This window comes from Rhodovulum strictum (assembly GCF_009649175.1).
Classification (GTDB): Bacteria; Pseudomonadota; Alphaproteobacteria; order Rhodobacterales; family Rhodobacteraceae; genus Rhodovulum; species Rhodovulum strictum.
In genome coordinates this window covers 14,538-38,271 of the sequence record NZ_WJPO01000005.1, presented here as the reverse complement: position 1 = coordinate 38,271, position 23,734 = coordinate 14,538, and the positions used below count along the sequence as shown (strand labels likewise).

Sequence of the window (23,734 nt, the reverse complement as noted above, 5' to 3'; positions counted from 1 at the left end):
GCTGTCTGTGCCTGCGCCTTTCCCCAAGGGGCCGGGAGCCTGCCTCTCTCTGCACGGACGCATACCTTGCCGCCGCCTCCCGCACCGGAGCGCGGCGGTTTTTTGTGACGGATCAGGCGCAGGCCGCGGCTTCGGCGGCGTCAAAGGCTTCCAGCGTCGCCTCCAGCGCCAGCAGGATCGAGGCGTGGCGATTGCGATATTCGCGCGCGGGGGCCAGCACCTCCAGCCCCTCGAAGGGCGGTTCGGGCGGCGGGCCGTTTTCCTTGAGCATCGCCTTGAGCTGGTCGCGGGCGCGCTGCACCTCGTCCCGGCTGCGCCCCAGGATGGCGGCCCCGACGACCGCCGCCGCGGCCTGACCCAATGCGCAGGCCTTGACGTCCTGGCCAAAGCGCGTGATCCGCCCGTTCGCGATGTCCAGATCCACGCTGACCGTCGAGCCACAAAGCGGCGAGCGCTTGCGCGCGCTGGCCATCGGCGCCTCCAGCCGGCCCAGATGCGGGATGTCGGCCGCCAGCGCCAGGATGCGCTGGGAGTAGAGCTTGACGAGATCGGTCTCGGCGGTCATGGCGTTCCCTTCTGCCCGCATCGCGCATAGATAACCCCGGCGCGCGCGTTTTCAAAGGAGTTCGGCCATGGCCTTCGATCCTGCAAGCCTGAAATACGATGCGGCGGGCCTGATCCCGGCGATTACCCAGGATACGGGCGGCGCGGTGCTGATGATGGCCTGGATGAACGCAGACGCGGTTGCCCGCACGCTGGACAGCGGGCGCGTCACCTATTGGTCGCGCTCGCGGCAGGCCTTCTGGGTCAAGGGCGAGAGCAGCGGCCATGTCCAGCGGCTGATCGAGATGCGCGTGGATTGCGACCGCGACTGCCTGTTGCTGCTGGTCGAGCAGGAGGGTCCGGCCTGCCACACCAACCGGCGAAGCTGTTTCTACACCGCGATCCGCGACGGCGAGGAAGTGGAGATCATGGCGCCTCTGGCAGGCTGAGGCGCCATGGGTATTTGTGCCAAGAAGAAGCAGCGGGCGCGTCAGAGCCCGACAAGGCGGCGGATATCCTGCGGCGTCGCGCCGTCCGCGCGGTAGCGCGCCAGCGCGCGGGCATCGTCGCGCTTGGCCAGCCGCTTGCCCGCCTCGTCGACGATCAGGCGATGATGGTGGTAGCTTGGCGAGGGCAGGCCCAGAAGGCACTGAAGCAGAACGTGAATCGGCGTGGCCTCGAACAGATCTTCGCCGCGCGTGACCTCGGTCACCTGCTGGAAGGCGTCATCCACCACCACCGCGAGGTGATAGGAGGTGCCAAGATCGCGCCGCGCCAGCACCACATCGCCAACCGTCTCGATCAGCGCCTCGCGGTCCAGCGCGTGGCGCCCGGCATGGGACGGTCCGGTTTCGGTGAAGGCCGGAAGCGTGCCCAGCCGGGCAAGTGCTGCCTGCATGTTCAGCCGGATCGCGTCATCGGGACCGGCCTGATCCATCGGGCGGGTGCGGCAGGTTCCAGGATAAACCGGCCCGTCGGGGCCGAGTACCGGCGCATGCGGCGCGGCCAGCGCGGCGCGGATATCGGCGCGGCGGCAGCGGCAGGGATAGGTCAGCCCCATCACGGCCAGCCGGTCGAGCGCGGCGCCATAGGCAGGCAGGCGGGCGGACTGGCGCTGGACCGGGCGCGGCCAGTCGATGCCGAGCCAAGCAAGATCGTCGAAGATCAGCGCCTCCCATTCGGGGCGGCAGCGGGTGCTGTCGATATCCTCGATCCGAAGCAGCATGACACCCCCGGCGGCGCGGGCGCGGTCAAAGGCGGTCAGCGCGGAAAAGGCGTGGCCAAGATGCAGGGGCCCGGTGGGCGAGGGCGCGAAGCGGGTGCGCGCCTCAGCCATGGGCGAGCCAGGCGGTCCAGTCGGCCTTGGCGCGGTCGGTATAGGCCTTGTAGCGGTCGCGCCGGCCGCGGCGCCCGGCCCGGAGCCCCTCGACCGGCGGGAACAGGCCGAAATTGACATTCATCGGCTGAAAGGTCCGGGCATCCGCGCCGCCGGTGATATGGGCCACCAGCGCGCCAGTGGCCGTGGTCGCGGGCACGGGCGGCAGGCTGCGGCCCCTGTGTTCCGCGGCGGCAAGACGGCCCGCCAGCAGGCCCATCGCGGCCGATTCCACATAGCCCTCGACCCCGGTGATCTGCCCGGCAAAGCGGATATGCGGGCGCGATCTCAGCCGCAATTCGGCATCAAGCAGCGTGGGCGAATTGAGGAAGGTGTTGCGGTGGATCCCGCCAAGGCGCGCGAACATGGCGTTTTCAAGCCCGGGAATCATCCTGAAAACAGATGTTTGTGCGCCGTATTTCATCTTGGTCTGGAAGCCGACGATATTGTAGAGCGTGCCCAGCGCATTGTCGCGGCGCAGTTGAACGACGGCATGGGGCTTGATGTCCGGGGCATGCGGGTTGGTCAGCCCCACCGGCTTCATCGGCCCGTGGCGCAGCGTTTCGCGCCCGCGCTCGGCCATCACCTCGATCGGCAGGCAGCCGTCGAAATAGCCTGCGGTCTCACCCTCGTGGAACTCGGTCTTCTCGGCGGCCAGCAGCGCGTCGATGAAGGCGTCGTACTGGTCGCGATCCATCGGGCAGTTCAGATAGGCGGTGCGCTCTTCCTCGGTCTCGCCCTTGTCATAGCGCGACTGGAACCATGCCCGGGTCAGGTCCACGCTGTCGGCATGCACGATGGGCGCGATGGCGTCGAAAAAGGCCAGCGCCTCGGCGCCGGTTTCGGCGCGGATCGCCTGGCCCAGCGCGTCCGAGGTCAGCGGGCCGGTCGCGAATATCCAGCGCCCATCCGCGGGAAACGACGTGATTTCAGCGCGATCAAGGCTGATCTTCGGGTGGTCGAGCAGCCGCGCGGTCACCGCCTCGGCAAAGCGGTCGCGGTCCACGGCCAGCGCGCCGCCCGCGGGCAGACGGTTTTCGTCGGCCATCGCCATGATCAGCCCGCCCGCCGCGCGCATTTCCCAATGCAGAAGGCCCACGGCGTTCTGTTCGTCATCGTCCGAGCGGAACGAGTTGGAACACACCATCTCGGCCAGCCGGTCGGTGCGGTGGGCAAAGGTGCCGGTTTGCGGGCGCATCTCGTGGATCACCACGTCAAGCCCGGCCTGCGCGGCCTGCCAGGCGGCCTCGGCGCCCGCCATGCCGCCGCCTACGATGTGAAGGGGGTCTGCCATGGCCCCGATCTAGCGGGCGATGCGGCCCAAGGGAAGGGGGCTCAGGCCGATCGGCGCATCAGGGGAGGGGCGTAGGAGATCCGCTTGTCGCTGGCCTGTATCTCGGCCAGCGCGGCGCGGGTTTCGGCCAGTTCCAGCCGGGTGCGGAACAGTTCGTCCTCGGCCGCGGCGGCCCGGTCGTCGCTGTCCTGCGTGGGGCTGCCGGGCTTGTAATGCACCGTCAGCGCGATCATCACCAGCGCCCCCACCAGCGCAAGCTCGACCCAAAGCGCGTGGTTCGGGCCCGGCATGGCGAACAGGCCCGCATGCGAGATCAGCGCCACGCAGACCGTATAGATCGCCAGGATCAGCGCCGCTGGCCGGACGATGCGGCCGAGGAACAGCGCGATTCCGGTCAGCCAGACTACGGTGATCGCCGCCCAGGAGACGACACTGGCGGTTTCGGCGCGCGGGACCAGGTCCGTGCCGTCGGGCATGACGATGATCCCGGTGGCATGGGCGATGAAGTAAGCGGCGACAAGCATCCGCGCAGCGGCAAGAGCGCGGTGCGAGGCCACCTGCACGAGGGGCGGTTTGCCAGTCATGGCGGCAGCTCTCCCTTCGGTGTCGGTCGAGGTTAAGGTCGATTTCGAACAGGTCAGACAATTCCGGTTTCTTCTTGACGAAATCCTGACGCCGGACGGTCGATCATGTCGAAACCGGGGGAGAACAGTACCAATCTGGATCCTTGGTTAATGCTTTGCGAACAGGAGCGATGATCCCGGGTGCGCCCCTGCCGCGTTTACAAACGGCGCCCATGCGCTAGAGGTTGAACCAGCCCCGAGTCAGCCGAGAGCCCGCCATGGCCCCGATCGAAGACCACCCGCTGCGCTACATGCTGACCAACGAGCTGCACGCGCGGCCGTTCCCGTCCTTGCAGCCGCCCTGCCATGCGGCCTTTCTGGCGATCAAGCCGCCGCGCGATGCGGTCAACCGCGACCGCGAGGCGGACCGGACGCATCTGCTGGACCTGCTGGACCGGTTCGGCGCACAGCACCCCAAGCCCGGCGACACGCATTTCTTCGGCGCGATGGGGCGTTACAAGATCAAGTGGGAAAGCCATGCGGAATTCGTTACCTACACGATCTTCGCCCCCGGCGTGGCCGAGCGGCCCTTCGACCCCGCCGCATGGGAAGTGTTTCCCGAGGATTGGCTGGAACGCGCGCCCGGGGCGCGGCTGACCTCGGCGCTGATCCGGGTCGAACAGCTGAAAGAGGGGCGCGACGATATCGACGAGCGGTTGTCGGACTGGTTCGTGGCCGACAGCCTGTGCGCCTCGTCGATCCTGGAAGATGCCGGGATCATGGCGACCGATTTCCGGATCGACCCGGGCGGGCACATGCGTTTCGCGGTCTTCGCGCGGCCGGGCACGGGCGAGCGGCGCGTGGGGCGGATCGTGCAGCGGCTGACCGAGATCGAGACCTACAAGGCGATGTCGATGCTGGGCCTGCCGCGGGCGCGCGAACTGTCGGCGCGGCTGGCCGAGATCGACCCGCAACTGACCGAGCTTGTGGGCGAGATGCGGGCGGGCCACCGCCAGCCCGAGGAGACGCTGCGCAACCTGCTGGCGGTATCGGCGGAACTGGAAAGCCTGCTGGCGCAGACCGCGTTCCGCTTCTCGGCCACGACCGCCTACGAGGCGCTTGTGGATCAGCGCATCGAGGTGCTGCGCGAGGAACGCTTCGCCTATCGCCAGACCTTCCGCGAATTCATGATGCGCCGCTACGAACCCTCGATGCGCACCGTCAAGGCGACCGAGGCGCAGTTGAACAGCATGACACGGCGGGCGGTGCGGGCGGCGAACCTGCTGCGCACACAGGTCGATGTGGAACGCTCGGCGCAGAACCAGAAGCTTCTGGAAAGCATGGACAAGCGCGCCGATCTGCAACTGCGCCTGCAACGCACGGTCGAGGGGCTGTCGGTCGTGGCGATCAGCTATTACGCCGTCAGTCTGGCGTCCTATCTGGTCTATCCGGTGGCCGATGCGCTGGAGCTTTCGACCGGGCTTCTGACCGCGCTGCTCACGCCCTTTGTGGTGGCTGGCGTGTGGGCGATGGTGCGCTCGATCCGCCGCGGGATGGAGCACTGAGCGCGGCCTCGGCCGCGCGCGCCCCCAGCGCGATGGCGCCCAGCGTGATCAAGGCCGACAGGCCAAGCGTGGGCACGCCCGCAAGCCCCGCACCGATCGTGCAGCCGCCCGCCAGCACGCCGCCCACGCCCATCAGCGCCGCGCCCGCAAGATAGCGGCCGGTCTGGGCCGGACCCTCGAAGCTTTGCCAGCGGAAGCGGCCCGCGATCAGCGCGGATGCCAGCGCACCGGCCAGCACGCCGCCGATCAGCCCGACGCCAAGGCCCGGCGCAACGGCGGTGGACGCGACCGACCAGAACAGCGCATCGGCCGCGGGTGCGGTGAAGGACAGGCTTTCCAGCGGGATCGGGTCGAATTCGTCGAACAGCACGAAGCCCGTGCCCACCCAGCCCGCCGGAACCAGAAGGCCCAGTAGCACCGCCAGCGCCAGCTTGCCCCGCGGCGCGCCCGAGCAGCAGGCCAGCGCCCCGGCACCGGCGGCAAGGATCGCCGCCCAGAGCAGCGCGCCGCCCGGCAGCGCGGCAAGGCCCCACTCGCCCACGGGCAGCGTGAACTCGGACGCCGCAACCCGCAGCGGCGCCAGCACGCCCTTCATCGTGGCATGCGCGGCAATCGCGACGATCACAAGCACCAGCGCCGCGCGCAGGTTGCCGCTGCCGCTCAGCACCGTCAGTCGCCCGATGCAGCCCCGCGTCAGCACCATGCCCGCGCCGAACATCAGCCCGCCCGCAAGGATCGCCAGCACCGGCAGGTCGGGCGACAGGAAGCGGTGGCCCTGAAACGAGATCAGCCCCGCCGCAACGGCCCCCTGCGTGCCCAGGATCGCGGCGGCAAGCGCGGCCATCCAGATGCCCAGCGCCGGGCGGCGCGTCTCGGCCGGGCCGGCGACGGCGCGGCGAAAGCAGAAGCCCGTCACCTCGGCCAGCACGCCGAAGATCAGCCCCAGCGCAAGGCCAAGGAACGGGGCTGCCTGCGGGGCGGTAAGGGTCTCGAAGCCGAAGGTCTCGAACATGGCGGATACTCCGGAGGTGCTGGACCGCAGATGCCCCGCGCGGTCACGCCGATCAAGCCTCGGGCGCTGTCCCGTGCCGCGCGGGACCGGAACGCTGTTCGCGCCTGCGGGACCGGCGGGGACGGGCGATCGCGGGCCGGTGCCGCGCGCGAACCAGGGTGCGGCGCATGCGATGGGGCGGAACGGGCGTTCTTATTTCACCCGCAGCCCCGAAACCGGCCCGGCTTGACCTTGGGCGGGGGGCGGCTCACCTTGTCGCCCGTGATGCGGCAAACGCCGCGCCCTCAGGAGAGACAGATGCCCGTCAAGAACCGCCTCGCCGAATTGCAGGACGAGATCGCCGAATGGCGGCGCGATATCCATGCCCATCCCGAACTGATGTACGACCTGCCGCGCACCTCGGGACTGGTGGCGGCAAAGCTGCGTGACTTCGGCTGCGACGAGGTGGTGGAGGGGATCGGCCGCTCGGGCGTTGTCGGTGTGATCCGGGGGCGCACGGACAGCCGGGGGCGGGCGATCGGGCTGCGCGCGGACATGGACGCGCTGCCCATCATCGAGGCGACGGGGCTGCCGCATGCCTCGAAACACCCGGGCAAGATGCATGCCTGCGGCCATGACGGGCATACCGCGATGCTGCTGGGGGCGGCGAAATACCTGGCCGAGACTCGGAATTTCGACGGGAATGCGGTGGTGATCTTCCAGCCTGCCGAAGAAGGCGGCGCAGGCGGCAAGGCGATGGTTGACGATGGGCTGATGGAGCGGTTCGGCATCCACGAGGTTTACGGCATGCACAACATGCCCGGCCTGCCGGTGGGCGAATTCGCGATCCGCACCGGGCCGATCATGGCCGCGACCGACGATTTCGAGATCTCGGTCACCGGCAAGGGCGGGCATGCCGCCAAGCCGCATGAGTGCATCGACACGGTGCTTGTGGCCAGCCAGATCGTCGTGGCGCTGCAATCCATCGCCTCGCGCGGCATCGACCCGCTGAAACAGGTCGTCGTCTCGGTCTGCACGGTCGAGACCGACAGCAAGGCCAGCAACGTGATCGCCCAGCATGTGCGGATGCGCGGGACGGTGCGCAGCCTTGAGGAAGCGGTACGCGACCGGGCCGAGGCGCAGTTCCGCCGGATCGTAGAGCATACCGCAGCGGCCTACGGCGCGCGGGCCGACATTGCCTGGCGGCGCGGCTATCCGGTGACCGACAATGCCCCCGACCAGACCGAGTTTGCCGCGCAGGTGGCCGAATCCGTCTCGGGCCGGGTGCGCCGCGACGTGGCGCCGATGATGGGGGGCGAGGATTTCAGCTACATGCTGAACGCACGGCCCGGCGCCTATATCTTTGTCGGCAACGGCGACACGCAGATGGTGCATCACCCCGAATACGAGTTTTCCGACGCGGCGATCCCGTTCGGATCGTCCTGGTTTGCAGGCTTGGTCGAGGCGCGGCTGCCTGCCGCCTGAACCCGGGCCTGTGCGGATCGTGCATCTTTCGGGAACGCGCACGCTGAGGTAGTCTGATCCCCGCTCGGGCAGGGTTCAGACGAAAGGAAACCCCATGGCAGGCAAGCAGGATTCCACCTTCATCAAGAGCGTGGCCCCCTTCGACTATGTGATGAGCGATTACACCTGGCACCTGGACCGGAACAGCGCCACGCCGTTCTCGGATTTCTTCGGGCTGCCGATGGTGTCGCGCAAGGCATCGACAACGCGGCTGAACACCGACTGGCCCACGCCCTTGTCGTCGTTCTTCTATTTCCCGATGATCTCGCGCCGGAAATCGGGGATGCGGCTCAGGACGGGCAAGCGGTTCCTGTCGCTGCGCTGAGCCCTCAGCCCGCGATGGCGGCCAGCCACGCGGGCCAATGCGCGCGTTCCAGCGTGGGCAGGACATGCGCCGCGCCGGTGAAATCCTCGTGGTCGGTATAGGCGCTGGGGGTGACGATCACCGACAGCCCCGCGCCCATGGCCGAGAGCAGGCCGTTGCGGCTGTCCTCGAAGGCGAGGCAGGCATCGGGGTCCAGCGCCAGCCGCGCAAGGGCCAGGTCGAACACATCGGGCGCGGGTTTCTTGGCCGCCACCTCGTCGCCCGCGGCGATCACGTCGAACACCTCGCGCGCCGCGCATCCCCAGCAGCAGCGCGCCAGCGCCTCGACATTGGGCAGGTTGGTGGTGGTCGCAACCGCCAGTCGCAGCCCCGCATCCCGCGCGGTGGCGATCAACTCGGCCACGCCGGGACGCAGCGCCAGATCGCCTGCGGCCAGTATCTCGCCATAGCGGGCGGTCTTTTCGCGGTGCAATTGCGCGATCTGATCGTCGCTCAGCCGCGCCGCCCCGTCGGGCAGGCCGGCCTGAAAGGCCAGCATCCGTTCCTTGCCGCCGGTGGTGCGCAGCAGGCGGCGATAGGCCTCGCGGTCCCAGGACCAGTCAAGGCCCCAGGCCGCGAAACTGTCGTTGAACGCCCGCCGGTGCGCCTCTTCGGTTTCGGCAAGCGTTCCGTCGACGTCGAAGATCAGCGCCCGCAGGCTCATCGCAGCTCGTCGGCCAGCCGGGCGACGATGGCCACCGCAACGTCGAAATCCGAGAATCGCGCATCCTGCGGGATGTCGTCCACGTCATCGGCGCGGTGATAGCCCTCGGTGAACAGGGCAAAGCGCATCCCCGCCTTCCAGGCGCATTCCGCGTCGATCTCGCTGTCGCCGACATAGACCGCCACCGTCGCGCCCAGCCGTTCCTTGACGGCCAGCGCCACGGCGGGGTCGGGTTTCTTTACGTCCAGCGTGTCGCCGCCGACCACCGTGCCGAAGAACGACCCGATCCCCAGCCGGTCGAGAATCGCGCGCGAGACGGCTTCGGGCTTGTTGGTGCAGACACCCATCGCCCAGCCCTCGTCGCGGAACTGTTCGACCGCATCCTTGACGCCGGGAAACAGCGTGGTCAGCGTGGCGGGGTCGGCCTCGTAATGGCGCATGAAGGTGTCGACCATCGCCGCCTGCCGCGCCGGGTCCAGCCCGCGCGCCGCGATCACCCGCTCGATCAGCACGGGCACGCCATTGCCGATGAAGCCGCGGATGGTGTCCAGCGGCAGCTCGCCATCGCCGGTTTCGGCCAGCGTGCGGTTGACGGCGGCATGGATGTCGGGCGCGCTGTCGATCAGCGTTCCGTCGAGGTCGAAGATGATGGCCTTCACGCGGCGTCCTTCCATTTGATCGAGCAACCCATCGACGGGATCTGCTCTTGCGGTCCCTGGCCGGTCTCGGCCACCTGTTTCATCGCCTCGTAAAGGTCGCGGCGCAGATCCGGCGGACCCGCCTCCTTGCGCGAGGCATCCAGCCGCCCGCGATATTGCAGCCCCAGCCCGGCATCGAAGCCAAAGAAATCCGGGGTGCAGACGGCGTCATACGCCTTTGCGACCGACTGATCCTCGTCATAGAGATACGGGAACGGAAGCGCCAGTTCCTGCGCAAGCCGCTGCATGTTCTCGAAGCTGTCGGCAGGATAGGCGGCGGCGTCGTTCGAACTGATCGCGGCCACCCCGATTCCCAGCGCCTGAAGATCGCGGGCATCGCGGATGATCCGGTCGCGCACGGCGATCACATAGGGGCAATGGTTGCAGATGAACATGATCAGCGTGCCCCGGGTGCCCCGGATGCCGTCCAGCGTCCAGGTCCGCCCATCGGTGCCGGGCAGGGCGAAATCCGGGGCCTTCCAGCCGAAATCGCAGATGGGGGTCGACACTGCCATCGGGTGAACTCCGTTCCTGTGCATGCGATGCCCGGCGCCCATGGGGCCGGTATCCCGCCGCGCGAACGGGCGGGCTTGCGCGGGATAATAGGCGCTCTGCGCCATTCGGCCAGTCCCGATTCCCGCTTGCAATCCGGCCCCCGGGCCGGTCTTTCATCGGCGCATGGGGATCGTGATGTTCTACCACCTGACCCGCCGCCCGATCGAGGCGACGCTGCCCGCGCTTCTGGACAAGTCGCTGGCGCAGGGCTGGCGTGTCGTGGTGCGGGGGGCCGATGCGGGGCGGCTTGACTGGCTGGACGAGTTGCTCTGGCAGGGCGACGGTTTCCTGCCGCATGGCCGTGCGGGGGGCGCGTTCGACGCCGATCAGCCCGTACTGCTGACCACGGGGCCGGACATCCCGAACGGCGCGGTCTGCCTGATGGCGGTCGATGGCGCGCAGGTCACGCCGCAAGAGGCCGCGGCGATGGAACGGGTCTGCATCCTGTTCGACGGCAACGATCCTGTGGCGGTCGAGGCGGCGCGCGGCCAATGGCGGGCGCTGACCGGGGCAGGGCTGCGCGCGCAATACTGGTCCGAGGACTCGGGGCGCTGGGAGATTCGGCGCGACAGCGGGGGCTGAACGCCTTCAGCGGGTCAGGATCATCCGGTCGCGCACAAGCTCGATCCGTGCAAAGCGGTTCAGATAGCCCATGCCCAGAAGCGATTCCCGCATCTCGCCCGAATTGACGAAGGCGCGGACGCCGCGATCCTCGATCGGTCCCAGTTCCACCAGTTCCAGCCGCACCGGCGCGGTGCGCACCACCCCGTTCGCCGTGCGCGCCTCGGCGATATAGTCCAGCGCATCGGGGTCAAGCCCCACCCGCTGCGCATCGCGCCGGGTCAGGACCACGTCCGTCGCGCCGGTATCGACCACGAATCGGATCGGCGCGCCGTTGATCCGGACCGTCAGGTAGTAATGCCCGTCCGGCGCGCGGGGCACCTCGACGCGGGCCTGATCGGCGAACACCTCCTGACGCGGGGCCACGTCGCGGCGGATGTCCGACCACAGCCCGAATCCCGCGATAACGCCCACGAAGATCAGCCCCCAGATCGCCGCCTGTTGCGCGACCTGACCCAGACGGTGGCGGTTCGCGACGAAGAAATACCCGGCAATCGCCGAGCCGAGCAGCACGAGGTAAAGCAGTCTTGCAAGGCTGTCGCCGTCCATGGCCATCCTTTCGGGTTCCTGTCCCCGATATAGGGACCGGCCCCGCAATCGCGAGGGTGTCAGACCGGCGCAAGCCCGAAATCGCGCAACCCGTCCAGCACGAACTGCACCGACAGCGCCGCAAGCAGCATCCCCAGAAGCCGCGTGACCACGTTGATGCCGGTCCGCCCCAGCGCGCGTTCGATCAGCCCGGCCGCCAGGAACATCAGCAGCACGACCCCGATCACCGCCAGCATCACCAGATGGATCAGCACCATCGCGACCGGTTCGCGCCCGACCGCGCCGATCAGCAGGATCATCGTCGCCATTGCGCCGGGCCCCGCGATCAGCGGCGTTGCCAGCGGAAAGACCGATGGATCGGGGCGATCCTCGTGCGCCTGATCCTCGCGCCGTTTCGTGCGCCGTTCGAACAGCATGTCAAGCGCGGTCAGGAACAGAAGGATGCCGCCCGCGATGCGGAAGGCGGGCATCGAGATGCCGACGAATCCCAGCACCTGTTCGCCGAAGATGCCGAACAACGTCAGCAGGCCGATGGCGATGGCGGCGGCGCGGAACGCGATCGCACGGCGCGCGCGCGGGTCGATGCCCTGGGTCAGCGCCACGAACAGCGGCGCCAGCCCGATCGGGTCGATCACCACGAACAGCGTGACAAAGGCCGATATGTAGAAGGTCGGGTCCAAGTCAGCCCTCGGCCTGTTCAAGGCTTTCCATCGCGGCAAGCCACAGCGCCTCGGCCCGGGCCAGCGCCTCCTCGACCTCGGCGAACTTGCGTTGCCACAGGATCCGGTCGTTCTGGCGCGCAGGATCGTACAGCGCGGGATCGGCCAGCTTTTCGGCCAGCTTCTCGCGCATCTCGCTCAGCGTCTCGACCCGCGATTCGCATTTGCGCGCCTCGGCCCGGGCCGCCATCACCGCCTCGCGCGAGGGTTTCTTCGCCGCGGGTTTCGCCGGTTTCGCCGTTTCGGGGGCCTCGCTTGCCAGCAGCATCCGGCGATAGGCGTCCAGATCGTCGTCATAGGGGCTGACCCGGCCATCCTTCACCAGCCACAGCCGGTCCGCCACCAGCGACAGCAGGTGCATGTCATGGCTGACCAGAATCACCGCGCCGGTATAGGCGGTCAGCGCCTCGACCAGCGCCTCGCGGCTTTCGATGTCCAGGTGGTTGGTCGGCTCATCCAGAATCAGCAATTGCGGCGCATCCAGCGTGGCCAGCAGCAGCGACAGCCGCGCCTTCTGCCCGCCCGACAGCCGCGCCACCGCCGTTTCGGCCTGATCGGCCCCCAGCCCGAATCCCGCCAGCCGCGCGCGCAGCCGCGCGGGGGCGTCGTCTGGCCGGGCGCGGCGCAGGTGGTCGAGCGGTGTCTCGTCCATATGCAGCTCGTCCACCTGATGCTGGGCGAAATAGCCCACCCGCAGCCGGGCCGCCCGTGTCACCCGCCCCGACAGCGCAGGCAGTTTTCCCGCCAGAAGCTTGGAGAAGGTCGATTTCCCTTCGCCATTGCGCCCCAGAAGCGCGATCCGGTCGTCCTGATCGATTCTCAGCGTCAGCCGCGACAGCACCGGCTTGCCGTCATAGCCGACCGCTGCGCCTTCCATCGCAAGGATGGGGGGCGACAATTCCTCGGGTTCGGGAAAGGTAAAGACGGTGCGCGCGGCATCCTCGGGGGCGGCGATGGGCTCCAGCCGCTCCAGCATCTTGAGCCGGGCCTGGGCCTGACGCGCCTTGGACGCCTTGTAGCGGAAGCGGTCGACGAATCCCTGAAGATGGGCGCGGCGCAACTCCTGTTTCTTGGCTTCGGCCGCCTGCACGGCCCGGGCGGCGGCGCGGGCGCGGGCAAAGGCATCGTAGCCGCCCGCGTAAAGCGTCAGCTTGCGATTCTCGAGATGCAGGATATGGCCCACCGCCCGGTTCAGCAGCCCGCGGTCATGCGAGATCAGGATCACCGTATAGGGATAACGCGCGAGATAGGATTCGAGCCACAGCGCCCCTTCGAGGTCGAGATAGTTGGTAGGTTCGTCCAGCAGCAGCAGGTCGGGGCGCGCGAACAGCACCCCGGCCAGCGCCACCCGCATCCGCCAGCCGCCCGAAAAGGCCGAACAGGGCATCGCCTGTTCGGCCTCGGTAAAGCCCAGCCCGCGCAGAATCGCCGATGCGCGCCCCTCGGCCGACCAGGCGTCGATATCGGCCAGCCGCGTCTGGATCTCGGCGATGCGGTGGGGGTCGGTCGCGGTCTCGGCCTCGGCCAGCAGCGCGGCGCGTTCGATATCGGCCGCCAGCACCGTATCGAGCAGCGAGACCTCGTTGCCGGGTACCTCTTGCGCGACGGACCCGATCCGGGCGCGGGCGGGCAGGGCGATCTCGCCCGATTCCAGCGCAAGCTCGCCGCGGATCAGCCGAAACAGCGTGGTCTTGCCCGCCCCGTTGCGGCCCACCAGCCCGACCTTGTGGCCATCGGGAATCACCGCCGAGGCGCGCTCGAACAGCGGGCGGCCCTCGATGGCAAAGGAAATCTCGTCGATGCGCAGCATGCGCGGTCAGTGCCAGCCCCGCCGCGTGCCGTCAATCGCGGCTTTTCACCGGACAGGCCCCATGCTAGCAGGGCCGCGATTTTTCCCGCACCCCCGCGCGGGGGTGCCGCAGCACACAAGGACATCCGACATGGCGATCCAGCGCACCTTCTCGATCATCAAGCCCGACGCGACGCGCCGCAACCTGACCGGCGCGATCAACGCGAAACTCGAAGCCGCGGGCCTGCGCATCGTCGCGCAGAAGCGCATCCACCTGACCAAGGCGCAGGCCGGCGTGTTCTATGCCGTCCACAAGGAGCGCCCCTTCTATGACGAACTGTGCGAGTTCATGGCCTCCGAGCCGATCGTCGTGCAGGTGCTGGAAGGCGAGAATGCGGTGGCGAAGAATCGCGAAGTGATGGGCGCCACCAACCCCGCCGAGGCGGCCGAGGGCACGATCCGCAAGGAATTCGCGCTTTCGATCGGCGAGAACTCGGTGCATGGCTCGGATGGCGAGGACACCGCCGCGGTCGAGATCGCCTATTTCTTCTCGGGCCTCGAACTGGTCGGCTGACGTCTTGGCAGGATCCTCTGGAAGGATCCTGCGCCGCGAAACTCAAGGGGCCGGTCCGCATGGGCCGGCCCTTTCGCTTGACCCTTTCGCTTTGCCGGTGCGCGTCCGGGCCGCCGGATCGGGGCGCCAGACGCAAGACGCCCGCGCAGACCTGGGGTCGGCGCGGGCGTCGGGTCGTCCGTGCAGTCTTATTGCTGATGCGCGGCGATGGCGTAGTACTTGCGCTCGCTGAGCAGTTTCCAGCCCATGCGCGCGGACAGCGGGTAGGGCTCGGCGGTGGTCAGCACGACATTGCCTTCGCCCTTACCGCCCAGAAGATCCCAGCCCATCTTGGACGACAGCGGCGTGGGGTTGGACGTCTTCAGTTCGAAATTCGGCTTCTTGTCGGACAGCAGCGCAAGGCCCAGCGCGTCCGAGAACATCGTCGTCTTGGTGCGGTCGATCTTGACGTCGGTCATGTGCTGGTTGGCAGAGAGCTTGGGCCACCAGGCGTCCCAGGGATAGCTGTTCATCGTTCCTCCGGTTCTTTCCAGGGTCTGTGTCGTCGTCGGATGCGAAAGCCTTGTTCCGGTCCGACATGAACGACAGTTGCGGTTCGGCGCCCCGATTACCCCATCTGCACGGGCCGAGATCAAGGGTCCGCAGGGTCGCAGGGCAGGGCGGCTGCGACTCCTGCGACAGGCTGTCAGGGCTGCTCAATATGCCGCACGATCCGGGGCCTCTGTAAGCCTACGTTGACATTGCCAACGTCAATCGCTTGTGACATCGTTTCTAAGTGACGAGGCTGGACCGGCAGCGTCGCGGACATGAAAGTGAAAGCGGTTGACCGGTCCGGTCTTGTCGAAGAGGTGCAGGTTCTGCACGCAAACGCAGTCGAAACCATATTGGGGAGACGACAATATGACTGACGATCCCAACAAAGTCTGGCCGACCGGCCTGACGCTCGCTGAAGCCGAAGAAGTGCACAAGCAAGTGATCGATGGCACCCGCGTGTTCGGCGCCATCGCGCTCGTCGCGCACTTCCTGGCTGCCGTCGGCACGCCGTGGCTCGGCTAAGAGGAGTACCAAGGTATGAACAACGCGAAACTCTGGCTCGTCGTTAAGCCGACCGTCGGCATCCCGCTCTTCCTGAGCGCCGTTGCCATCAGCTCGTTCCTGGTCCACCTGGGCCTCGTGACCCAATCCGGCTTCTTTGCTGACTACTACAAGCAAGGCGCCGCCGTGGTCACCACCTCGGAAACCGACGCGGCCTAAGGGCCTGCGATCCGTGTAGCGAACACGGCGAAGGCCGGGGATCAGTCCTCGGCCTTCGCATCTCGGCCCGCATGTCCGGGCCCATGACTGGAAAACGCGCGCCCGCGGGCAATCGGAATACGGCTGTGACGCATCGCGCCGTGCAGAGAGCGACCGCATGAATCGACTTAGCCGGATGGCGATCCAGGGCATCGCGAGCGCAGGCATGCGCCTGATGCCCTTTGCCGAGGCTGCCAGCGACGACCTTCCCCTGTCACGCCTGTTGCGCCTGGCCCTGTTCCAGGTGTCTGTCGGCATGTCGATGGTGCTGCTGGTCGGCACGCTGAACCGCGTGATGATCGTCGAGCTTGAGGTTCCCGCCACGATCGTCGGCGTGATGATCGCGCTGCCGCTTCTGTTCGCGCCGTTCCGGGCGCTGATCGGGTTCAAGTCCGACACCCACAAATCCGCGCTCGGCTGGCGCCGGGTGCCCTATATCTGGAAGGGCACGCTGCTGGCATGGGGCGGTTTCGCGATCATGCCGCTTGCGCTGATCGTGCTGTCGCAACAGCAATTCGCGGCCGATGCGCCGCTCTGGATCGGGCTTGTCAGCGCGGCGCTTGCCTTCCTGCTGGTGGGGGCGGGCGTGCATATCGTCCAGACCGTCGGGCTTGCGCTGGCCACCGATCTTGCCCCGCGCGAGGATCAGCCCAATGTGGTCGGGCTGATGTATGTGATGATGCTGGCGGGCATGATCGCCAGTGCGCTGATCTTCGGCAAGCTGCTGGAAAATTTCAGCCACCCGCGCCTGATCCAGGTGATCCAGGGCGCCGCGGTGATGACGCTGGTCTTCAACGTCCTCGCGATCTGGAAGATGGAGGCGCGCGACCGCGAGCGGGCCTATCGCCAGCGCGTCAATCCCGAGCCCGACCCCAGTTTCTCGGATGCCTGGGGGCTGTTCATGCGCGGCGCCAACCCGCGTCGGCTGCTGTGGATCATCGGGCTTGGCACGATGGGCTTCGGTCTGGCCGAGGTGCTGCTGGAACCCTATGGCGGCGAGGTGCTGGGAATGTCCGTCGCCTCGACCACGCGGCTGACGGCAACGCTGGCGATGGGCGGGCTGATCGGCTTTGCGCTGGCCTCGCGCGTGCTCAGCCGCGGCGCCGATCCGATGGTGATGGCGGGGGCGGGGGCGCTGGTGGGGGTGCCGGCCTTTGCGCTGATCACCTTCTCGGCCACGCTGCAAAGCCCGGCCATCTTCATCATCGGCACGGGGCTGGCCGGATTCGGGGCGGGGCTGTTCAGCCACGGCACCCTGACCGCCACCATGCGCGCCGCCCCGAAGGAACAGGTGGGCCTTGCGCTGGGCGCCTGGGGGGCGGTTCAGGCCACCTCGGCAGGTATCGCGATCGCGCTGGGCGGGATTGCGCGCGACCTGATCCTGCTGTCGCCATTCTCGGGTCTGTTCGGTCCGGCCACGCCCTATTTCTTTGTCTACGGGGCAGAGCTGCTGTTTCTCGTGGTGACGGTTGTGGTGGCCTACCCGCTTGTTGCGCAAAAGGTTTTCGGCGCCGAGCGCCGCTCGACCTGAGCGGCATCACGTTTCCGCGCTTCGGCCTTCAATCCCTGCGCCGCTTGGACCAGTATGGGCGGCGACAGGGGGCGCGTCTTGGCCGAATCGAACCGAACCGGATGTCTCGTGGCGCTTGTGGCGCTGGCGCTCTCGTCGGCGCCTGCATGGGCGGCCGAGGTCCGGCTGTCCGCCCCCGGCGCGTCGGACGGGTTGCGCGACGCATTGCGGGCCTCTGCACTCAGCCTCGAGGCCGCCGCAGGCCCGGATGCCAGCGCGCAGGACATCCTTGCCGCGGCGCGGGCCGATTACGCCCGGCTGATCGGGGCGCTTTACGCGCGCGGCTATTACGCGCCGGTCATCCATATCCGGCTCGATGGGCGCGAGGCGGCCGATATCTCTCCGCTGGCGCTGCCCGATCGCATCGCGCGGGTCGAGATCGACATCGACAAGGGCCCCGCCTTTGCCTTTTCCGTGGCGCAGATCGCCCCGCTGGCCCCCGGCACCGAACTGCCCGAAGGCTTTGCCCCCGGCAAGCGCGCGCGCAGCACCGCGATCCGCGACGCCGCGGCGGCGGGCGTTGCCGGATGGCGCGCGGCCGGGCATGCCAAGGTGGAATTGGGCGACCAGCGCATCATCGCGCAACATCCCGGCGCCACGATTGACGCGCGGCTGGGGCTGGTGCCCGGGCCGGTGGTGCAGTTCGGCGATCTGGTGATCGCCGGGCGCTCGGCGGTGCGGCCGGAACGGCTGCGCGCGATTGCCGGGCTGCCCACCGGACGCCGCTTCGATCCCGAGGCGCTGGAGCGCAGCGCCGACCGGCTGCGACGCACCGGCGCCTTCCGCTCGGTCAGCCTGGCCGAGGCCGAGACGCTGGACCCGGACGGGCGCATGGACATCACGCTGAACGTCACCGATGACAGGCCGCGGCGGCTGGGCTTCGGCGCCGAGCTGTCCTCGCTCGAAGGTGTCGCGCTGTCGGCCTTCTGGCTGCATCGCAACCTGATGGGCGGGGCCGAGCGGCTGCGATTCGACGCCGCGATCTCGGGGATCGGCGGCACCGAAGGCGGCGGCGAGGATTACCGGCTGGCCCTGCGCCTTGACCGCCCGGCCTTCATCGGCCCCGATACGGGGTTCTTCGCCCTCGCCGCCATCGAGCATCTGGACGAGCCCGATTCCCGCGAGGATACCGCCCGCTTCGGCATCGGGCTGACGCGCACGCTGTCGAAACGGCTGGCGGGCGAGGCGGCGATTCTGCTCAGCTATTCCGACGTGCGCGACGATCTGGGCCGACGCAGCATGACCCATGCGCTGCTGCCGGTCACGGCCACCCGCGACGACCGCGACAACCTGCTGAACCCCGCCGGCGGCAGCTATCTTGGCCTTGGCGTGATGCCCTTCCTTGCGCTCGGGGGCTCGGCCGAAAGCGGCGCGCGGCTGACGGCCGATGCGCGGCTCTATCGCAGCATGGGCGAGCGGGTGGTGCTGGCGGGGCGGCTGCAATTCGGCTCGGTCCTTGGCGCGGGGGCCGAGGGCGTGCCGCCCGCGCTGCTGTTCTTCTCGGGCGGCGGCGGCACGGTGCGCGGCCAGCCCTATCAGTCGCTGGCGGTCGATCTGCCCGGCGGCGAGCGGATCGGCGGGCGCTCCTTCGTCGGGCTCTCGGCCGAGGCGCGGGTGGGGATGCGCCGCAATATCGGGCTTGTGGCCTTTGCCGATGCGGGGTTTGTCGGCGCCGATTCCTGGGGCGGCGATGGCGACTGGCATTCGGGCGCGGGGCTGGGGCTGCGCTATGATACCGGCATCGGCCCGATCCGGGTGGATATCGCGGCACCCGTGGGCGGCGGCACCGGGGATGGCGTGCAGATCTATATCGGCATCGGGCAGGCCTTCTGATGCGATTGCGGCTTGCCCTTGTCCTGATGATCGCCACCGCCCAGCCGCTGGCCGCGCAAGATGATGACCGCAGCCTGCTGGAGCGGTTCCTGGCCGACCGGCTGTCCTCGGCCGGGCGCGAGATCGACATCACCGGCTTTCGCGGCGCGCTCTCGTCGCGGGCCACGCTTGAAACGCTGACCATTGCCGATGCCGAAGGGGTCTGGCTGACGATCCGCGGCGCCGAGCTTGACTGGTCGCGCGCCGCATTGCTGCGCGGCCGGGTCGCCGTCCGGCGCCTGCGCGCCGAGGAAATCGAGCTGATCCGGCTTCCCGTGGGCGAGGACGGCCCCCGGGTCGAGGATGCCGAGGCGCAGCCCTTCCAGCTACCCGAACTGCCCGTCGCCATCGAGATCGGCGAGATCGCGACGCCCCGGCTGGATCTGGGCGCGGCGGTGCTGGGCCAGTCGGCCGAACTTGCGATCACGGCCGCGCTTTGGCTGACGGACGGGGCAGGGGCGGTCGACCTGAACGCCACCCGCAACGATGCCGAGGGGCGCTTTGCCGTGGTGGCAAGCTTTGCCAATGACAGCCGCGCGCTGGCGCTGGATATCGCGCTGAGCGAGGGGGCAGGCGGGCTGGTCGCGGGGCTTCTGGGCCTGCCCGGCAGCCCGCCGGTTGCGCTGACGCTGGCGGGCGCGGGCACATTGTCGGATTTCGGCGCCGATCTTGCGCTGGCGACCGACGGGGTGCAGCGCGTGAGCGGCCGCTTCACTCTGGACGAGCCCGCCGACAGCCCCGGCACCTCGCGCTTTGCGCTGAACATTGCGGGCGATGTCGCGCCGCTGGTGGCCGAGCAGGTCCGGCCCTTCTTTGGCGATGCCGCGCGGGTGCAGGTCGCGGGCACAAGGCGGGCCGATGGCGGCACCGACCTCTCGCGCCTCGATCTGGAAACCGGCGCGCTGACGCTGGGCGGCACGCTGGCGCTGGCCCCGTCCGGCCTGCCCGAGCGGCTGGCGCTGGACGGCACGCTGACCGGCCCCGTCGCGCTGCCGCTTGCGGGCCCGGAAACCCGCGTCGATGGTGCGCGGCTGACCGCCCGTTTCGATGCTGCGCTGGGCGAGGAATGGCAGGCCGAGGCGGTTCTGGACGGGCTTGCGCGCGAAGGGCTGGCGCTTGGCCGGGCCGCGATTGCGGGCAGCGGCACGATCCGGCCCGTCAGCCCCACCGCGCTGACCGCCGATCTGACCTTTGCCGCGACGGGGCTTGCCCATGACGACCCGGCGCTTGCCCGGGCGCTGGGCGATGCACTGCGCGGCACCGCGCGGATCGTCCATGCCGAGGGGGCCGATCTGCGGCTCGATGCGCTGCGGCTGGATGCGGGCGGGCTGCGCGCCACGGCCAGCGGTACGCTTGGCGCGCTGCGGGCGGGCCTGCCGCTGGATGGACAGGCCGAACTGGCGCTGGACGATCTGGCCCGGATCGCGCCGCTGACAGGCGCGGCGCTCGGTGGCGCGGCCGAGGCGCGGGTTCAGGGCCGCTATGGCCTGCTCGACGGGGTGTTCGACCTGCGCCTTGCGGCCGATACACGCGATCTGTCAATCGGCACGCCGCGGCTCGATCCGCTGCTCGCCGGGGCGGGCAACCTGTCGCTTGCGGCGGCGCGGGGGCCTGCGGGGACCGCGCTGCGCGCGCTGGCCATCGAGACGCCCGCGCTGCGCCTGACGGCCGAGGGCGATCTGTCCACCGCCGCGGCGGGCCTGCGCCTGTCGGGCGAGCTGCCCGAGCTTGCGCTTGTCGATGGGCGCCTGTCGGGGCCGGGCAATATCGACGCAAGCCTTGGCTGGGAAGATGGCGGGCGCATCCGCATCGACCGGCTGGAGGCCACCGGCGCAGGCGCGCGGCTGACGGCCACCGGTGCGCTCACCCCCGACGATCCGGCATTGCCCGCCGAGGGGCGCGTCACGCTTGCCGCGCGCGATCTGGCGCCCTTTTCGGGGCTTGCGGGCCGGCCGCTGCGCGGGGCGCTGGACGCGACATTGACAGGGGCGGGCGCGCTGCGCGGCGATCTCAGCGCCGAGCTTGACGCGCGCGGGCAGGGGCTGGCGCTGGGGCTGGGCGCCATCGACAGGCTGATCGGCGACGAAAGCCGGATATCGGCCCGCGGCGCGCGCCGGAACGGAACGCCGATGATCGAGGCGCTGGACCTGTCCACGCCGGTCCTGCGCCTGAACGCGGCTGAGGCAGAGGGCGACGCGCTGACCCTGTCGGGGCGGCTGGCCGATCTGGCGCTGCTGGCCCCCGGCTTTCCCGGGCCGCTGACGGTCACGGGCCGGGCGCAGCCCACCAATGGCGATCTGCGGCTGGCGCTTGACGCGACGGGGCCGGGGGGCACCACCGCGCGGCTGGCCGGAACCCTGGCGCTGGACGGCGCGCAGGCCGATCTGAGTGCAACGGGCACGGCGCCGCTTGCGCTGGTCAACGGCTTCATCGCGCCGCGCAGTCTGGACGGGCAGGCGCGCTATGATCTTGCGCTGCGCGGGCCGCTGGCGCTGTCCGCGCTGTCGGGCCGCGCGGTGACCGAGGGCGCCCGGCTTGCGCTGCCTGCCCAGGGTCTGGCCGTGACCGGAATCGCCGGGGCGGTCGCGCTGTCGGGCGGGCGGGCGCAGATCGAGCTGGCCGGGGCGGTCGATGGCAGCGGCCGGGTCAGCGTGACCGGGCCGGTGACGCTGGCCGCACCCTTTGACGGCGATCTGGCGATTGCGCTTGATCGTGCCCCGCTGCGCAACGATCCGCTGTTCGAAACGCGGCTCGACGGGCGGCTGACGATGCGCGGCCCGCTTGCGGGCGGGGCGCTGATCGCGGGGCGGATCGACCTTGGCCGCACCGAGATCGCGGTGCCCTCGGGCGGGGCAACCGCTGGCGGCCCGATCCCCGAGATCACCCATATCGGCGAAAGCGCCGCCTCGCGCGCCACGCGCGCCCGCGCGGGCTTGCTGGCCGGGACCGGGCGCGACGGCGGCGGGCGGCCCTATCCGCTGGATCTGACCATCGTGGCGCCGGGGCAGGTCTTCGTGCGCGGCCGCGGTCTGGATGCCGAGGTCGGCGGCACGCTGCGGCTGCGCGGCACAACGGCCGATGTGATCCCCGATGGCCGGTTCGACCTGATCCGCGGGCGGCTCGATATCCTGTCGCGCCGCTTCGAACTGACCGAGGGGCAGGTGTCGCTGCAAGGTGCCCTGGACCCCTATCTGCGCTTCGTGGCGGCGACCCGCAGCGGCGATATCAGTGCGCAGGTGATGCTCGAAGGCCGCGCCAGCGCGCCCGAGATCCGCTTCCGCTCCGAACCCGACCTGCCCGAGGACGAGGTGCTGTCCCGGCTTCTGTTCGGGCGCGGCATCACGCAGCTTTCGGCCTTTCAGGCGCTCCAGCTTGCCACCGCGGTTGCGGGGCTGGCGGGCGGCGATGGCGCGGGGCTGCTGGGCCGGGTGCGCCAGGGCACGGGGCTGGACGACCTTGACCTGCGCCAGACCGAGGACGGCGAGACCGAGGTCAGCATCGGCAAGTACCTGTCCGACGATCTTTATTCCGAGGTCACGGTCGATGGCGCGGGCCAGACCCGGATCGAGCTGAATTTTGATCTGTCGCCGCAGGTCACGGTACGCGGACGGCTGGGCGCCGATGGCGATACCGGGATCGGCATCTTCTACGAACGCGATTACTGATCCGGACGAAGACGAAACAATCTGCGCTGTGTCCGTGCGACTGTTCACGGATTCCGAGGACTCCAAAAGGATCATGCGCAGGTTTGCTTGATCGTGCTATGATCGGGCCGTTAAGGGTGCAAAGGGGTTTGCCATGTACTGCAAGACGACCACAGCCATCGCTGCCGCAATGGCTTTGTTTTCGGCCGGAATGGTGTCGGCCGCAACGCTTGAGTTGACCGGCACGATTCGGGACTTCAAGGACAGCCATCCCGATTTCGAGGCCGTGATCGGAGGGCTTCAGACCGGTGCGATCGAGACGACGCTTGATGCGGACGGCAAGCCGGTGCTCAGCCCGCTGGGCCTGGCGTCCAGCCAGTTCAGCACCCAGGCGGATTTCGCCCAGTGGTATCGCGACGTGCCCGGGGTCAATCAGTCCACCAGTCTGACGCTGACGCTGAACGAGACCGCGCCTGGCAGTGGCGTGTTCCAGTATTCGAGCAACAGCTTCTTCCCGATCGACGACCAGCTTTTCGGCAATCAGGGCCGGGCGCACAACTACCATTTCACCTACGAGATAACGGGCACGCTGTCCTTCAAGCCGACCGACAGCTTTACCTTCACAGGTGACGACGATCTGTGGGTGTTCGTTGGCGGCAAGCTGGCACTGGATCTGGGCGGGGTGCATGGCGCCGTGACGGGCGGATTTACCGGTCAGACCCTGATCGACTCTCTCGGGCTGTCGCAGGACACGAATTACGGTTTCAGCATCTTCTTTGCCGAGCGGCACACGAGCCAGTCGAACTTCACGATCACGACCACCTTGCCCCTGTCGACCCCGGCAGTGCCGCTTCCCGCGTCGCTGCCCTTGCTGGCGGGCGGTCTGGCGGGGATCACGCTGCTGGCACGCCGCCGCAAGGTTCAGGCCTGATCGTCACGGCCTGTTGACGACAGATGGCCGCCTTCG

At 68.9% G+C, this 23,734-nt stretch carries 24 protein-coding genes; 12 read left to right on the top strand and 12 right to left on the bottom strand.

The features are described from left to right. Positions 1-112: 112 nt before the first annotated feature. On the bottom strand, positions 113-565 hold the full coding sequence (locus tag GH815_RS05000) for an iron-sulfur cluster assembly scaffold protein (protein ID WP_132695337.1): 453 nt from the start codon (positions 563-565) through the stop codon (positions 113-115). Positions 566-632: 67 nt separating this feature from the next. Between GH815_RS05000 and hisI the strand changes: the two genes are divergently transcribed. Then, complete coding sequence (gene hisI, locus GH815_RS04995) at positions 633-992, top strand: phosphoribosyl-AMP cyclohydrolase (RefSeq protein WP_153747658.1); 360 nt, start codon at positions 633-635, stop codon at positions 990-992. Positions 993-1,033: 41 nt separating this feature from the next. Here the strand turns inward: hisI and gluQRS are convergent, their stop codons facing one another. From gluQRS to GH815_RS04980, 3 genes are read right to left on the bottom strand one after another with little or no spacing between them, the layout of a single operon-like run. Next, positions 1,034-1,879, bottom strand: a complete 846-nt coding sequence (gene gluQRS, locus GH815_RS04990) for a tRNA glutamyl-Q(34) synthetase GluQRS (RefSeq protein ID WP_153747657.1) — start codon at positions 1,877-1,879, stop codon at positions 1,034-1,036. Beyond that, entirely contained in the window at positions 1,872-3,212 is a 1,341-nt protein-coding gene (trmFO, locus tag GH815_RS04985) for a methylenetetrahydrofolate--tRNA-(uracil(54)-C(5))-methyltransferase (FADH(2)-oxidizing) TrmFO (protein WP_153747656.1), read from the bottom strand. Before trmFO ends, gluQRS begins: the two co-directional genes overlap by 8 nt. A 41-nt stretch (positions 3,213-3,253) precedes the next feature. Then, positions 3,254-3,796, bottom strand: a complete 543-nt coding sequence (locus GH815_RS04980; protein WP_153747655.1) for a DoxX family protein — start codon at positions 3,794-3,796, stop codon at positions 3,254-3,256. 257 nt (positions 3,797-4,053) lie between these two features. Here GH815_RS04980 and GH815_RS04975 point away from each other — a divergent pair, with 257 nt between their 5' ends. Continuing rightward, on the top strand, positions 4,054-5,340 hold the full coding sequence (locus tag GH815_RS04975; RefSeq protein WP_153747654.1) for a DUF3422 family protein: 1,287 nt from the start codon (positions 4,054-4,056) through the stop codon (positions 5,338-5,340). Here the strand turns inward: GH815_RS04975 and GH815_RS04970 are convergent. Beyond that, complete coding sequence (locus GH815_RS04970; RefSeq protein ID WP_153747653.1) at positions 5,273-6,352, bottom strand: YeeE/YedE family protein; 1,080 nt, start codon at positions 6,350-6,352, stop codon at positions 5,273-5,275. The two genes, GH815_RS04975 and GH815_RS04970, sit on opposite strands and share 68 nt — an antisense overlap. A gap of 297 nt (positions 6,353-6,649) precedes the next feature. On the opposite strand from GH815_RS04970, the gene GH815_RS04965 reads away from it, so the two are divergent. Next, positions 6,650-7,816, top strand: coding sequence for a M20 aminoacylase family protein (locus GH815_RS04965; RefSeq protein ID WP_153747652.1), 1,167 nt, complete (start codon positions 6,650-6,652; stop codon positions 7,814-7,816). A gap of 94 nt (positions 7,817-7,910) precedes the next feature. After that, entirely contained in the window at positions 7,911-8,180 is a 270-nt protein-coding gene (locus GH815_RS04960) for a hypothetical protein (RefSeq protein ID WP_132693888.1), read from the top strand. Positions 8,181-8,184: 4 nt separating this feature from the next. On the opposite strand, the gene GH815_RS04955 is transcribed toward GH815_RS04960, so the two are convergent. The 3 genes from GH815_RS04955 to GH815_RS04945 are packed head-to-tail and all read right to left on the bottom strand — an operon-like array spanning position 8,185 to position 10,096. Further along, a complete protein-coding gene (locus GH815_RS04955; protein ID WP_153747651.1) occupies positions 8,185-8,883 on the bottom strand; it encodes an HAD family hydrolase in 699 nt (232 codons plus the stop codon). Further along, the gene (gene gph, locus GH815_RS04950) at positions 8,880-9,542 is read right to left on the bottom strand and encodes a phosphoglycolate phosphatase (RefSeq protein WP_343030664.1); all 663 of its coding nucleotides are present in this window, start codon (positions 9,540-9,542) and stop codon (positions 8,880-8,882) included. The genes GH815_RS04955 and gph overlap by 4 nt, the downstream gene beginning before the upstream one ends. Next, positions 9,539-10,096 carry a thioredoxin family protein gene (locus GH815_RS04945; protein WP_153747649.1) on the bottom strand — a complete coding sequence of 186 codons (558 nt, stop codon included), beginning with the start codon at positions 10,094-10,096 and terminating at the stop codon, positions 9,539-9,541. Before GH815_RS04945 ends, gph begins: the two co-directional genes overlap by 4 nt. 163 nt (positions 10,097-10,259) lie before the next feature. On the opposite strand from GH815_RS04945, the gene GH815_RS04940 reads away from it, so the two are divergent. Beyond that, positions 10,260-10,718, top strand: coding sequence for a DNA polymerase III subunit chi (locus GH815_RS04940; protein WP_153747648.1), 459 nt, complete (start codon positions 10,260-10,262; stop codon positions 10,716-10,718). Positions 10,719-10,724: 6 nt separating this feature from the next. Here the strand turns inward: GH815_RS04940 and GH815_RS04935 are convergent, their stop codons facing one another. The 3 genes from GH815_RS04935 to GH815_RS04925 are packed head-to-tail and all read right to left on the bottom strand — an operon-like array spanning position 10,725 to position 13,835. After that, complete coding sequence (locus GH815_RS04935; RefSeq protein ID WP_343030663.1) at positions 10,725-11,312, bottom strand: retropepsin-like aspartic protease family protein; 588 nt, start codon at positions 11,310-11,312, stop codon at positions 10,725-10,727. 53 nt (positions 11,313-11,365) lie between these two features. After that, the gene (locus GH815_RS04930; RefSeq protein WP_153747647.1) at positions 11,366-11,986 is read right to left on the bottom strand and encodes a MarC family protein; all 621 of its coding nucleotides are present in this window, start codon (positions 11,984-11,986) and stop codon (positions 11,366-11,368) included. A gap of 1 nt (position 11,987) precedes the next feature. Next, positions 11,988-13,835 carry an ABC-F family ATP-binding cassette domain-containing protein gene (locus GH815_RS04925; protein WP_153747646.1) on the bottom strand — a complete coding sequence of 616 codons (1,848 nt, stop codon included), beginning with the start codon at positions 13,833-13,835 and terminating at the stop codon, positions 11,988-11,990. A gap of 130 nt (positions 13,836-13,965) precedes the next feature. On the opposite strand from GH815_RS04925, the gene ndk reads away from it, so the two are divergent. Continuing rightward, positions 13,966-14,388: a nucleoside-diphosphate kinase gene (gene ndk, locus GH815_RS04920; protein WP_132693879.1), complete on the top strand. Its 423-nt coding sequence runs from the start codon at positions 13,966-13,968 to the stop codon at positions 14,386-14,388. A 188-nt stretch (positions 14,389-14,576) separates the two neighbouring features. On the opposite strand, the gene GH815_RS04915 is transcribed toward ndk, so the two are convergent. Beyond that, positions 14,577-14,900 (bottom strand): hypothetical protein, encoded by a 324-nt coding sequence (locus GH815_RS04915; protein ID WP_153747645.1) that lies wholly within the window; start codon positions 14,898-14,900, stop codon positions 14,577-14,579. Positions 14,901-15,288: 388 nt separating this feature from the next. On the opposite strand from GH815_RS04915, the gene pufB reads away from it, so the two are divergent. The 6 genes from pufB (at position 15,289) to GH815_RS04885 (ending at position 23,698) form a co-directional block, all read left to right on the top strand. Further along, positions 15,289-15,444 (top strand): light-harvesting antenna LH1, beta subunit, encoded by a 156-nt coding sequence (gene pufB, locus GH815_RS04910; RefSeq protein WP_132693877.1) that lies wholly within the window; start codon positions 15,289-15,291, stop codon positions 15,442-15,444. A gap of 15 nt (positions 15,445-15,459) precedes the next feature. After that, positions 15,460-15,642 carry a light-harvesting protein gene (locus GH815_RS04905; RefSeq protein ID WP_153747644.1) on the top strand — a complete coding sequence of 61 codons (183 nt, stop codon included), beginning with the start codon at positions 15,460-15,462 and terminating at the stop codon, positions 15,640-15,642. Between the two features lie 157 nt (positions 15,643-15,799). Further along, positions 15,800-17,212: a PucC family protein gene (locus tag GH815_RS04900; RefSeq protein ID WP_153747643.1), complete on the top strand. Its 1,413-nt coding sequence runs from the start codon at positions 15,800-15,802 to the stop codon at positions 17,210-17,212. 78 nt (positions 17,213-17,290) lie between these two features. Beyond that, entirely contained in the window at positions 17,291-19,084 is a 1,794-nt protein-coding gene (locus tag GH815_RS04895; RefSeq protein ID WP_246176322.1) for an autotransporter assembly complex protein TamA, read from the top strand. 26 nt (positions 19,085-19,110) lie between these two features. Then, positions 19,111-22,788, top strand: coding sequence for a translocation/assembly module TamB domain-containing protein (locus tag GH815_RS04890; protein ID WP_170290291.1), 3,678 nt, complete (start codon positions 19,111-19,113; stop codon positions 22,786-22,788). A 169-nt stretch (positions 22,789-22,957) separates the two neighbouring features. After that, positions 22,958-23,698 carry a fibro-slime domain-containing protein gene (locus GH815_RS04885; protein ID WP_211365041.1) on the top strand — a complete coding sequence of 247 codons (741 nt, stop codon included), beginning with the start codon at positions 22,958-22,960 and terminating at the stop codon, positions 23,696-23,698. Positions 23,699-23,734 lie beyond the last annotated feature (36 nt).

What these genes read in the sequence shown, in the direction of transcription:
- GH815_RS04940 (WP_153747648.1), top strand. Translation starts at nt 10,260, where the DNA reads ATGGGGATCGTGATGTTCTACCACCTGACCCGCCGCCCGATCGAGGCG.
- hisI (WP_153747658.1), top strand. Translation starts at nt 633, where the DNA reads ATGGCCTTCGATCCTGCAAGCCTGAAATACGATGCGGCGGGCCTGATC.
- GH815_RS04905 (WP_153747644.1), top strand. Translation starts at nt 15,460, where the DNA reads ATGAACAACGCGAAACTCTGGCTCGTCGTTAAGCCGACCGTCGGCATC.
- GH815_RS04945 (WP_153747649.1), bottom strand. Translation starts at nt 10,096, where the DNA reads ATGGCAGTGTCGACCCCCATCTGCGATTTCGGCTGGAAGGCCCCGGAT.
- GH815_RS04970 (WP_153747653.1), bottom strand. Translation starts at nt 6,352, where the DNA reads ATGTTCGAGACCTTCGGCTTCGAGACCCTTACCGCCCCGCAGGCAGCC.
- GH815_RS04975 (WP_153747654.1), top strand. Translation starts at nt 4,054, where the DNA reads ATGGCCCCGATCGAAGACCACCCGCTGCGCTACATGCTGACCAACGAG.
- GH815_RS04935 (WP_343030663.1), bottom strand. Translation starts at nt 11,312, where the DNA reads ATGGCCATGGACGGCGACAGCCTTGCAAGACTGCTTTACCTCGTGCTG.
- GH815_RS04890 (WP_170290291.1), top strand. Translation starts at nt 19,111, where the DNA reads ATGATCGCCACCGCCCAGCCGCTGGCCGCGCAAGATGATGACCGCAGC.
- GH815_RS04980 (WP_153747655.1), bottom strand. Translation starts at nt 3,796, where the DNA reads ATGACTGGCAAACCGCCCCTCGTGCAGGTGGCCTCGCACCGCGCTCTT.
- GH815_RS04955 (WP_153747651.1), bottom strand. Translation starts at nt 8,883, where the DNA reads ATGAGCCTGCGGGCGCTGATCTTCGACGTCGACGGAACGCTTGCCGAA.
- GH815_RS04925 (WP_153747646.1), bottom strand. Translation starts at nt 13,835, where the DNA reads ATGCTGCGCATCGACGAGATTTCCTTTGCCATCGAGGGCCGCCCGCTG.
- GH815_RS04965 (WP_153747652.1), top strand. Translation starts at nt 6,650, where the DNA reads ATGCCCGTCAAGAACCGCCTCGCCGAATTGCAGGACGAGATCGCCGAA.
- GH815_RS04885 (WP_211365041.1), top strand. Translation starts at nt 22,958, where the DNA reads ATGGCTTTGTTTTCGGCCGGAATGGTGTCGGCCGCAACGCTTGAGTTG.
- GH815_RS04960 (WP_132693888.1), top strand. Translation starts at nt 7,911, where the DNA reads ATGGCAGGCAAGCAGGATTCCACCTTCATCAAGAGCGTGGCCCCCTTC.
- GH815_RS05000 (WP_132695337.1), bottom strand. Translation starts at nt 565, where the DNA reads ATGACCGCCGAGACCGATCTCGTCAAGCTCTACTCCCAGCGCATCCTG.
- trmFO (WP_153747656.1), bottom strand. Translation starts at nt 3,212, where the DNA reads ATGGCAGACCCCCTTCACATCGTAGGCGGCGGCATGGCGGGCGCCGAG.
- GH815_RS04915 (WP_153747645.1), bottom strand. Translation starts at nt 14,900, where the DNA reads ATGAACAGCTATCCCTGGGACGCCTGGTGGCCCAAGCTCTCTGCCAAC.
- ndk (WP_132693879.1), top strand. Translation starts at nt 13,966, where the DNA reads ATGGCGATCCAGCGCACCTTCTCGATCATCAAGCCCGACGCGACGCGC.
- gluQRS (WP_153747657.1), bottom strand. Translation starts at nt 1,879, where the DNA reads ATGGCTGAGGCGCGCACCCGCTTCGCGCCCTCGCCCACCGGGCCCCTG.
- pufB (WP_132693877.1), top strand. Translation starts at nt 15,289, where the DNA reads ATGACTGACGATCCCAACAAAGTCTGGCCGACCGGCCTGACGCTCGCT.
- GH815_RS04900 (WP_153747643.1), top strand. Translation starts at nt 15,800, where the DNA reads ATGAATCGACTTAGCCGGATGGCGATCCAGGGCATCGCGAGCGCAGGC.